Source organism: Pseudoalteromonas atlantica, from assembly GCA_007988745.1.
Taxonomy (GTDB): domain Bacteria; phylum Pseudomonadota; class Gammaproteobacteria; order Enterobacterales; family Alteromonadaceae; genus Pseudoalteromonas; species Pseudoalteromonas atlantica.
Genome location: BJUT01000027.1, coordinates 43,099 through 53,620, shown reverse-complemented (window position 1 = coordinate 53,620; position 10,522 = coordinate 43,099). Strand labels below are relative to the sequence as shown.

Below are 10,522 nucleotides of genomic sequence, written 5' to 3'. Positions count from 1 at the left end.
GTCTTGTGGGGCGTATAATAAAGATTTCAGAAAATATGTCAAACACTTTTATGCCAAAAATGACTATCTGGTTACAGAACGCACATAAGTCAGCTTTAATTGTATAATTGGTTTGAAAAGTAAACGATTTAAATGTTTTTGTCTTGTGGGTTAACGCCCATTAAAGGCACTAAATCATCTTTGAGCTGCGCTAAATATTGCTCTTGGTAACCTAATTGCTGAAACTCAGCAATACAGGCTCGGTAATAAGCTTGTCGCTTTTGCTCTGTGGTGTCAGTTTCTGGCGATTCTTCAACTCGGTTGTCTTTCATATTATATTCTAAGTCCATTTGAGAATTCATATTTAGAGTGCTATTTTTACCCAGCTCAAAATTTTGGCGTATTTTAGCTAAGTTTTTTACATAAATACAACATAATGTTTAAAAAACAGTCATAAAATTACGTTATAGCACTGTTATTAAGGTTATTTAAAACAAGGCTACATTAAATAACCCAATCTGAATTAACTATTAATAAGTACTAATAACTAGCTTTAAAATTTAGCTTAGTACTAATTAATTAAAAAGCGAACAATCTTATCCTCTCTTTCGTCTGTTTTTATAAAGCAATTTACTCTCCAACTTTTTCTGCATTGGCGCTTATTTTTATACTCACACAAAAACGCCGCTAAAATTCAGCGGCGTTTATCACATTTATTTTGTTAAAGCTTAGTCAGCTTGTGGGCGCATATGCGGGAACAAAATAACATCTTTAATGGTTGGTGAATCAGTAAATAACATTACTAAGCGGTCAATACCAATACCTTCACCGGCAGTAGGTGGTAAGCCGTACTCTAGTGCGCGTATGTAGTCTTCATCGTAATGCATTGCTTCATCATCGCCGGCGTCTTTTTCTTCAACTTGGCGAGTAAAGCGCTCTGCTTGATCTTGTGCATCGTTAAGCTCCGAGAAGCCATTTGCAAGCTCACGTCCGCCAACAAAAAACTCAAAGCGGTCGGTAACAAATGGGTTTTCGTCGTTACGGCGCGCAAGTGGCGATACTTCCCACGGGTAGCCTGTAATAAATGTAGGTTGGATAAGCATATGCTCAGCCGTCTCTTCAAATATTTCACATAAAAACTTACCTGGGCCCCATACACAATTTTCAGGAATTTTAACGTGCACTTGTTTAGCGTACGCTTTTAATTCTTCAAAGTGGTTTTCTGGGTCATTAAATACCGCAGCATCAAACTCAGGGTTATATTTTAAGATAGCATCAGCCATGCTTAGGCGCTCAAACGGTTTGCCAAAGTCGTACTCTACTGAGTCGATAACTTCGCCGTTTTCATCTTTAGTGGTATTAACTACAATTGGGCTACCTAAAACGTTTGTTGCAACTGTACGTAGCATGTCTTCGGTAATGTTCATCAGGTCGATGTAATCAGCGTATGCTTGGTAAAATTCAATCATAGTGAATTCTGGGTTGTGACGCGTTGATAACCCTTCGTTACGGAAGTTACGGTTAATTTCAAATACGCGGTCAAAACCACCTACTACTAAACGCTTAAGGTAAAGCTCAGGCGCTATACGTAAGTACATGTCTATATCAAGTGCGTTATGGTGAGTCACAAATGGACGCGCAGACGCACCGCCAGGAATAACCTGTAGCATTGGCGTTTCTACTTCCATAAAGTCGCGCTCTGCTAAAAAGCGGCGAATACCTTCAACTACTTGTGAGCGAATGCGGAATGTTTCGCGCGTTGCTTCGTTAGTAATTAAATCAACATAACGTTGACGGTACTTAGTTTCTTGATCTGATAAACCATGAAACTTCTCTGGTAATGGGCGTAGTGATTTAGTAAGTAGTTCGTACTCGGTCATTTCTACGTATAAATCGCCTTTACCTGATTTATTAAGCGCACCTTTAACACCAATAATATCGCCAATATCTAGTTGGCCATATTTTGCTTTTAAGTCTTTTTGCACATCTTTAGATGCGTAAGCTTGTACACGGCCTTTCATGTCTTGAATGGCCATAAAAGGACCACGCTTAGCTAAAATACGGCCAGCAATTGATACAACGTGCTTAAGCTCTACTAATTCTTCTTTACTCTTATCACCAAACTCAGCCTGTAAATCAGCCGTGTAATGTTCACGACGGAACTGATTAGGATGACCGTTGGCTGGGCAATTTTCGCGAATAGCGTCTAATTTGCCGCGACGCTCAGCGATTAACTTATTTTCGTCTTGGATTTGATCAGTCATTTTTTAGCTCTTTTTTAGCTTGGTGGTTATAGGCCAGATTTTAGGCTGGCTTCAATAAATTTGTCTAGGTTGCCGTCAAGTACCGATTGCGTATTACGGTTTTCAACGCCAGTTCGTAAATCTTTAATACGTGCATCATCAAGTACGTAAGAACGAATTTGGCTTCCCCAGCCAATATCCGACTTTGCGTCTTCTTGCGATTGCTTTTCAGCATTTTGCTGCTGAAGTTCAAGCTCAAATAATTTTGCTTTTAACTGCTTCATTGCTTGGGCTTTATTTTTGTGTTGTGAACGCTCGTTTTGACACTGAACAACCGTGTTGGTAGGTACGTGAGTAATACGTACTGCCGATTCGGTGGTATTAACGTGCTGACCACCCGCGCCCGATGCACGGTAAACGTCTATACGTAAGTCAGCCGGATTAATATCAATTTCAATATTGTCATCTACTTCTGGGTAAACAAAGGCAGAGGCAAACGAGGTATGACGACGACCACTTGAATCAAATGGGCTTTTACGGACTAAACGGTGTACACCTGTTTCTGTGCGCAGCCAACCATATGCGTATTCGCCTACAAAGCGCACTGTTGCACCTTTAATACCGGCTACATCGCCATCGGTTGCTTCTACTAGCTCAACTTTAAAGCCTTTAGCTTCGCCCCAGCGTAAATACATGCGTAATAACATGTTACACCAGTCTTGTGCTTCAGTACCGCCAGACCCAGACTGTAAATCAAGGTAAGCATCGTTTGCATCGTGAGAGCCCGAAAACATACGGCGAAACTCTAAACCCTCAAGCTGTTTATTTAAGCCTTCAAGTTCAGTTTGCGCTTCAACAAACGTGTCTTCGTCTTCTGCTTCTACTGCAAGCTCTAATAAACCTTCTACGTCGTCAGCACCCGCTACCAAGTTGTCGATTGTTTCAACAACGGCTTCTAAGGCTGATTTTTCACGACCAAGTGCTTGTGCGCGCTCAGGTTCATTCCATACGGCTGAATCTTCAAGTTCGGCGTTTACTTCTTCTAGGCGCTCTTGTTTGTGAGCGTAGTCAAAGGTACCCCCGAAGCAGTTCAGTACGTTCGCGAATTTCCTTGATTTGATTAATCACAGGATTCACTTCAAACATGTACATTACTCCAAAATGGCTAGATTATTGCGCGCTAAAATTAGCACTAAACGCAATAAATTATCGTCAAATGATAAAAACGCCCGATTTTAACAAAAAACCGCGCGCTTTATTAGCCTTTTATGCATGCATTGTGCATATTTTTTAATGCACTTTTTCAAGCTCGCGAACAATTAATTGCAGGCTAAACTTGCCTCTAAATTCGTTTATGTCGAGCTGGTACGCCACTTTGACATAATGGGCCTCGGTGTCGGGCCATGCTTTTACATCTATTCCAAATGCAATGGCGTCAACTAAGCGCCCAGATTGATGTTTAAGCACCAGCTTTAAGTGTTTTTCGCCTACTATACGCTGCTGAATAACTTCAAAGGTGTGCTCAAATACCGGCTCAGGAAATTGCTGCCCCCATGGGCCTGATTGCTTTAATAGCTGAGCAAAGTCCATTGTAAAGCACTCGTTTGGCAGCTCGCCATCGGTAAATACAATGCAGCGTTTACTTTCTTCGCTTAACTGCGCGCTTACAGCTGCATCAAACGCGTTTTTAAAGTCATTAAAATTTTGCTCATCAATACTTAACCCTGCCGCCATGGCATGGCCGCCAAATTTATTAATTAAGTGCGGGTCGGCTGTATTTAGCCCTTCGAGTAAATCGCGCATGTGTAGCCCTTCAATAGAGCGGCACGAGCCTTTTATTTCACCGTTTTCGCCACCGGCAAAAATAACGGTTGGGCGGTGGTATTTTTCTTTTAAGCGACCCGTCAAAATACCAATAACACCTTGGTGCCAATCTTCTTGGTATAAACAAATGGCATCGGGAATGGTGTCATCACTAAACGCGAGCCTATCAAGCACAGCTTGCGCCTCGGCTTGCATACCCTGCTCTATTTCGCGCCGTGCATGGTTTAAGCTATCTAACTCGCTGGCAATCCGCCTTGCTTGGTTTATATCGGTACTTAATAAGCACGCTATACCCAAACTCATGTCATCTAGTCGCCCTGCGGCGTTTAAACGCGGGGCCAACGAAAAACCAAAGTCACTGGCGCTTAAACGCGCGGCATTACGATTAGCCACTTCAATAAGCGCAGTAATACCTGGGCGTGTTTTACCGCTGCGAATACGCGCTAACCCTTGATGTACTAAAGTGCGGTTATTTGCATCAAGCGCAACTACATCGGCCACGGTGCCTAGGGCAACTATATCAAGCAAGTCGGCTAAATTTGGCATAGCATGGCGTTCAAAATAACCTTGCTCTCGTAACGTGCTTCTAAGGGCTATAAGCAAGTAAAAGGCTACGCCGACACCCGCAATTGATTTTGAAGGAAAACGGCAATCATGACGGTTTGGGTTAACAATTGCATCGGCATTAGGGAGCTGTTCCCCTTGCAAGTGGTGATCAGTAACCAGTACTTTAATGCCCACTTTTTTTAGTATGTCTATGCCTGCAATACACGAAATACCGTTATCTACCGTAATAACCAGCTCTGGTTTTATATCAACAATTTGCTCAGCAAGCGCTGGGCTTAAACCATAACCTAAGCTAAATCTATCCGGTACAAGGTAGTCTAAGTTATTAAAGCCAAACATTGCCAAGCCTTGCATTAAGGTGGCTGTACTGGTTGCGCCATCGGCATCGAAGTCGCCAACAATTAAAATGCGGCTTTGCGTATTCAGCGCATCAATTAATAGCTCGGTGGCTTTGTCGATGTCTTTAAACAGTTTAAAGTCGATTAGCGTGGCTGCACTATTATTTAGCTCGTGTGCATTTTGCACGTTACGCGTGGCATAAATTTGCTTAATAACAGGGTGCAGATCGCTTGGCAGGTAAGAATCGTCTACATTTTCGCGCGCAATGATCAGTTTTTTCATGCTGGTTTTTAACTTATGGTGTTCATAATAAAAAGACAAAAAAAGGCCATAAAGGCCTTTTTAAACCAATTCGCTTAATTAAGTGATCTATTTTGAGGCTGAAAAAACGTGTTGATAGCTAGGCAATAAATTCGCTATTTAGTTGTTCTCGGCAATTGCTCCTGCATTGCTCTATCTTCTGCATCCATGCAGTCGTAAATAAGTTTTTTTAACGCCGGTAAAACACGTTTAGCCCCGCAAAATGATTAAGTATTATCGCGGATTGGTATTAAACAGGTACTCAGATTTTTAATTAACCTGCTTTGTTCGCCTCAAGCGCTGCACTTAATGCGGCGGCTGGCTGGTAGCCTGGGATCATTGTACCGTCTTCTAAAATAATGGCTGGCGTACCGCTAATACCAAAGCTTTGGCCTAGCTGGTAATGCTCAGCTACTGGTGCGCTACAACCGGCAACTACTTTAGTGTCTTCGCCTGATTTAGCTTCTGTTAGTGCTTCTTGTTGGTCGCGTGCACACCATACATTCATTAAATCGGCGTAGCCCGAACCTTGCAGTCCACCACGCGGAAACGCTAAATAACGAACAGTAATGCCTGCATCAAGCAAGTCGTCTAGTTCGCGGTGTAATTTACGACAATAGCCACAGCTAATATCGGTAAATACCGTAATTTGGTGTTTTTCGTTAGGCGCTTTATAAACAATCATTGAATCTTGGTATTCTTTAATACCTTCAACACGTACATCATTTAACGCTTGCTCGGTTAAGTTGCTGCGGTTGTTTAAATCAATTAGCGTGCCTTGCATTAAAAACTGGCCGTCTGGGCTGGCGTAAAGTACACCTTTATTTGTAATAAGCTCTTTTAAACCGGCAACGGGGCTTGGGTTTATTTGCTTAACTGTTACACCTAACGTGGCAAATTTAGTAACAATAGGATCATTAGCATCTGGCGTTGTGGCTACGCCATTTGCAAATGCACTAATACTTGTGCACAACATTGCACCTGCTAACATTAATTTTTTCATAATTTTCTCTATCTAATAATACGTACTAAATTGACCGCTAAGCTGATATTAAATTTCATATTACGCGCGCGGATGATGCTCTGAGTGTACCGATTTTAATCGCTCATTGGCAACATGGGTATAAATTTGTGTAGTCGATAAGTCGCTGTGCCCTAACATCATCTGCACCACTCTTAAGTCGGCACCATGATTAAGTAAATGTGTTGCAAAGGCATGACGCAATGTATGCGGCGATAAATCTGACTCAATAGACGCCAAAATAGCATAGTGTTTAATACGATGCCAAAAGGTTTGTCGGGTCATACCTACACCGCGTTTTGAAGGAAACACAAAATCGGTGGCGTGTTTTATCATTTGTGCACGCCCCCCTTTTAAAAACTGCTCAAGCCAGTACATGGCTTCTTCGCCTAAAGGTACTAAGCGCTCTTTGTTGCCCTTACCTTTTACAAACACAACCGACTGGCGCAAGTTAATTTGCTCCATACGCAGCCCTACAAGCTCGGTTACACGCAAGCCCGTAGCATAAAGTAGCTCTAGCATGGCTTTATCGCGCAGCCCCATTGGTTCTTCAATATTGGGCGCACTTAATAATGCCTCTACCTCGGCTTCTGAGAGCGTTTTAGGTAACGATTGACCCGCTTTTGGTTGCGCAATGTTTTCAAGCGGTGAGCTTGCGATACGTTTTTCACGTACAAAATACTGATAAAACCGCTTTAACGCACTTATGCTGCGTGCCGTGCTACGTGGTTTCAACCCTAAATCTACGCGATACGCTAGGTAGCTTTCTATATCTAAGCTGGTTACCGTCATTAAGCTTTCGCCTTTTAAAAACTGACAAAACTTATCTAGGTCACTGCGATACGCGCTAAGGGTGTTTTCGCTTACACCTTGCTCTAAGTACAAGCTATCTAAAAAGGTTTCTAAAAAGTCGCTGTTGCTGTTTAGCTCGGTATTTGGTTCAGGTAAATCGTCAGGTAGCGTTGTCACGTTGTGATCTCATGTTGGTAATACCCACGGTAGAAGGTATCAATTAAAAATACCTTACGGTAAACTGCGCCCTATCATAACAGGCAATTACACAGTGATAAATACGATGCAGATTGGTTTATTTTTTGGCTCTACTACATGCTACACAGAGATGGCAGCAGAAAAAATTCGCGACCTTATTGGCGCCGATGTAGTGACCTTACACAATATTAAAGACGAACCACTTAAAAATGCAGAGCAGTACGACTTTATCATCTTTGGTATTTCAACATGGGATTTTGGAGAAATACAAGAAGACTGGGAGTCTAAGTGGGACGACATTAAAGATGTAAACCTAAATGGTAAAACCATTGCTTTATTTGGCATGGGCGACCAACAAGGTTACGGACAATGGTTTCAAGACGCCCTTGGTATGCTTCACGATGAAATAAATACCCAGTCGTTTACGCAACTTGGTTTTTGGCCAAACGATGAAAACTACGAGTTTGAAGCGTCAAAAGCACTTACCCCCGATGGCAAACACTTTGTTGGCCTAGCGCTTGATGAAGACAGCCAATACGAGCTAAGCGATGAGCGCATAGCCAGTTGGGTTGAACAAATAATGACAGAGTATAGCGAAACGCTATAACGAGTTTGGCCTAAACCATGTTTAGGCCAACGCATTACAAATAACTAAGTTTTTTAGCGCACTTTTTTTCACGTATTTTTGCTTTCCTTTGCAATAGCCAATTAGGCGCAAAGGTATTAATAATACATGCCAGTACAATAAGCGCTGAGCCTATTACTTGCGATAAACTTAATGTTGTATCGTAAAAAATTAGCTGAAATAACAACGCAAATAATAAGTTAGAATAAATAAGTGGTGCTAACTGCGAGTTAGAACTGGCTAATCGGTACGCCTTTCCTCTAAAAAACTGCGTTGCAGCGGTCGAAAACCCAATTAATGCCACCATCAGTAATAAACTGTAATTGCTTATATCGATTGCAAAACCTTGGTAAAAGCGCTCACCTTCGCTGGTAAACATTAACACTGGCACCATAAAAATAGCAGCCAGTGTAAAACTCCAACCGTTAATAACCATCATCGGAAGCTTAATTTTACTGGCTCGAAACAAGGTGATTTGCGAGCAGGCATTAAAAATCCCAGCCCCTAAGCCAATTAATAAGCTCCAGCGCCATTGTATGCCGTCGCTATGAATATTTTGAATAATCACACCCGCAAACATCAGCGCCATTGTAGGTAACAATAACCAATTTAATTTAGTTTTAAAAAGCACCCGTTCTATTAGCGGTATAAATAATGGCCCAGTGCTAAATAAAATAACCGCTTCCACCAGCGTTAAAGTATTTAGCGCCACTAAAAAGCAGTTTTGGCACAGCACTATAAAAATTGCGCGAATAGCAAAGGTTCGCCATGCTGATTTATTAGGTAGCTGCCATTTAATACCTGCCGCCAATGCCAGCATAATAATCGCGGGTAAAAACACCCGTAAAAAAACCACTTCGCTGGTGCTAAAGTAATCGGTAAGTAACTTGGCTATAAAGCTATTTAACGCCAAGGTAAATGTAGAGAGCAGCATAAACACACTAGCACGAAAATTTAACGTCACCGCAGTTATCCTTTGAATAAAAAATGAATGTAAAAAGCAAAATTAAAGGCTTAATTTTTTTAATCTATTTATTATTTTTCAAAAAATTGGCATTGGCTTTTATGGCGCTAATTTTACGTGTACTTTATAAATTTAAAAGCGAATAATATTAAACTAACCTGTAAGTAAAACTTAACTGTTAATAAATAACCTATGATCAAATCAGCGCCGTTAAAATCTCTCTATACGTTTATAGCTGTTGCCGAAACTGGCAGCATGGTGCTCGCGGCTGAGCAGCTAAGTGTTAGTCACTCGGCGGTAAGTCAGTCTATTAAAGCGTTAGAGTTACAACTTAATACACCGCTTTTTAATCGCATTGGTCGCCGCGTTGAGCTCAACCCTGTGGGTGAGCGCTATTACAAACGCATAGCCCCGGCCATGACTGAAATTTTAGCAGCCAGCCAAGAGGCAAGTAACACAGCGAATGAGCCAACTTATTTAACACTCAATATGGTTAACTCACTAGCACTGCACTGGTGGATCCCTAGGGTGGCTGATTTTCAGCGAATTTCGCCAAACAGTGACATTCGTATTTCTAACTTGGTGGGAGAATTTGATTTAGAGCGCGAAGGGATTGATGCAGCTATTATTCATGGCCAGCCCGATAAGTGGCAAAAATATCACTGTGAAAAACTAGCCGACGATCAGTTAATTTTAGTCTGTAACCCACAGCTTTTAATTGGCTTAAATAAAGATGAGTTAACCGCGCAAAATTTGCTGCAGCGTTTTAAAGCAATCTACGTTACCAACCCACGTAGGCAAAACGATTGGCAAACGTGGTGCGAGGCTAATAATTTAGCGCAGCCTAAGCAGCATAATAACTTAACCTTTAATATTTCAGTGCAAGCAACGCAAGCCGCGATGCGCCAGCTTGGCGTTTTGGTCACCCACAAACAGTTTGTACGCGACGATATAAAGCACGGCATGCTCACGCAAATTGGCCAAAGCATTGTTAATCCGCATCAGCAGTTTTATTTTGCAACGAGCCACGCCATGCTTAATCTCCCACAGGTAAGCGCATTACGAGCGTGGCTTAAACGCGAGTTTTTAAAAACAGCAAACGAGTAGTGCTACTCCACACGTTGCCAATATTGGTTACGGTAAAAAAAGCCTATATAGCCACGTACTTCTAATGTTTTACCGTCGTTTTGTGGTGTTAGTTGCACGGTATAGGTTTTACCATTTGTAGGGTCAAGTATTTCACCATCGCCCCACACGCCATCATCTTCTGGCTTTACATCAGTGATTATGGTCATCCCTAAAATAGGCTGATTTTTTAATGCCCCATCACACTCTTTACAAATACCGGTTTGTTTAGCTGGGTCTAAAATAGCCTCAACTTTACCACTGAGCACCTTATCGTTTTGAGTAATGCGTACGTACGATTTAGCCTCGTTGGTGTCTTCATCTATGGTTTTCCAAAGCCCAACAGGAGTCATGTTTGCAAGCGCACCTTGGCTTATAAATAAAGCCGCAGCGAGTGTAGTTAGTAACGGAAGTTTGTTTAACTTTTTCATTGTGTTGCCTAAATTAAAAATGGCGAATAAAACGATAATACCAGCTGATTTATAAACGCACTATTAAATTAAACTGCTATTTAGGTACATATAAAAGTAAAAAACCAAGTGCGC

General features: G+C 41.7%; 10 protein-coding genes. 2 read left to right on the top strand and 8 right to left on the bottom strand.

What is annotated here, in order from left to right; all coding sequences use genetic code 11:
- Positions 1-128: 128 nt before the first annotated feature.
- The 6 genes from PAT01_RS12220 to xerD all read right to left on the bottom strand — a co-directional run bounded on the left by PAT01_RS12220 (position 129) and on the right by xerD (position 7,242).
- Complete coding sequence (locus tag PAT01_RS12220; RefSeq protein WP_024031585.1) at positions 129-311, bottom strand: hypothetical protein; 183 nt, start codon at positions 309-311, stop codon at positions 129-131.
- Between the two features lie 396 nt (positions 312-707).
- On the bottom strand, positions 708-2,243 hold the full coding sequence (gene lysS / locus PAT01_RS12215) for a lysine--tRNA ligase (protein ID WP_096739134.1): 1,536 nt from the start codon (positions 2,241-2,243) through the stop codon (positions 708-710).
- Positions 2,244-2,269: 26 nt separating this feature from the next.
- A protein-coding gene (gene prfB / locus PAT01_RS12210) for a peptide chain release factor 2 (RefSeq protein WP_096041210.1) occupies positions 2,270-3,368 on the bottom strand; the annotation gives its coding sequence in 2 pieces (ribosomal slippage) (positions 2,270-3,292 and positions 3,294-3,368; 1,098 coding nt in all).
- 144 nt (positions 3,369-3,512) lie between these two features.
- Positions 3,513-5,234 (bottom strand): single-stranded-DNA-specific exonuclease RecJ, encoded by a 1,722-nt coding sequence (gene recJ, locus PAT01_RS12205; protein ID WP_154945559.1) that lies wholly within the window; start codon positions 5,232-5,234, stop codon positions 3,513-3,515.
- Positions 5,235-5,526: 292 nt separating this feature from the next.
- Complete coding sequence (gene dsbC / locus PAT01_RS12200; RefSeq protein ID WP_154945558.1) at positions 5,527-6,255, bottom strand: bifunctional protein-disulfide isomerase/oxidoreductase DsbC; 729 nt, start codon at positions 6,253-6,255, stop codon at positions 5,527-5,529.
- Between the two features lie 60 nt (positions 6,256-6,315).
- Positions 6,316-7,242 (bottom strand): site-specific tyrosine recombinase XerD, encoded by a 927-nt coding sequence (gene xerD / locus PAT01_RS12195; RefSeq protein ID WP_055254835.1) that lies wholly within the window; start codon positions 7,240-7,242, stop codon positions 6,316-6,318.
- Between the two features lie 106 nt (positions 7,243-7,348).
- On the opposite strand from xerD, the gene fldB reads away from it, so the two are divergent.
- A complete protein-coding gene (gene fldB, locus PAT01_RS12190) occupies positions 7,349-7,870 on the top strand; it encodes a flavodoxin FldB (protein WP_004588002.1) in 522 nt (173 codons plus the stop codon).
- Between the two features lie 34 nt (positions 7,871-7,904).
- Here the strand turns inward: fldB and PAT01_RS12185 are convergent, their stop codons facing one another.
- Positions 7,905-8,852, bottom strand: a complete 948-nt coding sequence (locus PAT01_RS12185) for a DMT family transporter (protein WP_055254837.1) — start codon at positions 8,850-8,852, stop codon at positions 7,905-7,907.
- 192 nt (positions 8,853-9,044) lie between these two features.
- Here PAT01_RS12185 and PAT01_RS12180 point away from each other — a divergent pair, with 192 nt between their 5' ends.
- On the top strand, positions 9,045-9,959 hold the full coding sequence (locus PAT01_RS12180; protein ID WP_154945557.1) for a LysR substrate-binding domain-containing protein: 915 nt from the start codon (positions 9,045-9,047) through the stop codon (positions 9,957-9,959).
- A gap of 2 nt (positions 9,960-9,961) precedes the next feature.
- Here the strand turns inward: PAT01_RS12180 and PAT01_RS12175 are convergent, their stop codons facing one another.
- Positions 9,962-10,408 carry a DUF2147 domain-containing protein gene (locus tag PAT01_RS12175; RefSeq protein ID WP_054983747.1) on the bottom strand — a complete coding sequence of 149 codons (447 nt, stop codon included), beginning with the start codon at positions 10,406-10,408 and terminating at the stop codon, positions 9,962-9,964.
- Positions 10,409-10,522 lie beyond the last annotated feature (114 nt).

Excerpts from the sequence above, each read along its gene's own strand:
- PAT01_RS12220 (WP_024031585.1), bottom strand. The coding sequence starts at position 311 with ATGAAAGACAACCGAGTTGAAGAATCGCCAGAAACTGACACCACAGAG.
- lysS (WP_096739134.1), bottom strand. The coding sequence starts at position 2,243 with ATGACTGATCAAATCCAAGACGAAAATAAGTTAATCGCTGAGCGTCGC.
- recJ (WP_154945559.1), bottom strand. The coding sequence starts at position 5,234 with ATGAAAAAACTGATCATTGCGCGCGAAAATGTAGACGATTCTTACCTG.
- dsbC (WP_154945558.1), bottom strand. The coding sequence starts at position 6,255 with ATGAAAAAATTAATGTTAGCAGGTGCAATGTTGTGCACAAGTATTAGT.
- fldB (WP_004588002.1), top strand. The coding sequence starts at position 7,349 with ATGCAGATTGGTTTATTTTTTGGCTCTACTACATGCTACACAGAGATG.
- PAT01_RS12180 (WP_154945557.1), top strand. The coding sequence starts at position 9,045 with ATGATCAAATCAGCGCCGTTAAAATCTCTCTATACGTTTATAGCTGTT.
- PAT01_RS12175 (WP_054983747.1), bottom strand. The coding sequence starts at position 10,408 with ATGAAAAAGTTAAACAAACTTCCGTTACTAACTACACTCGCTGCGGCT.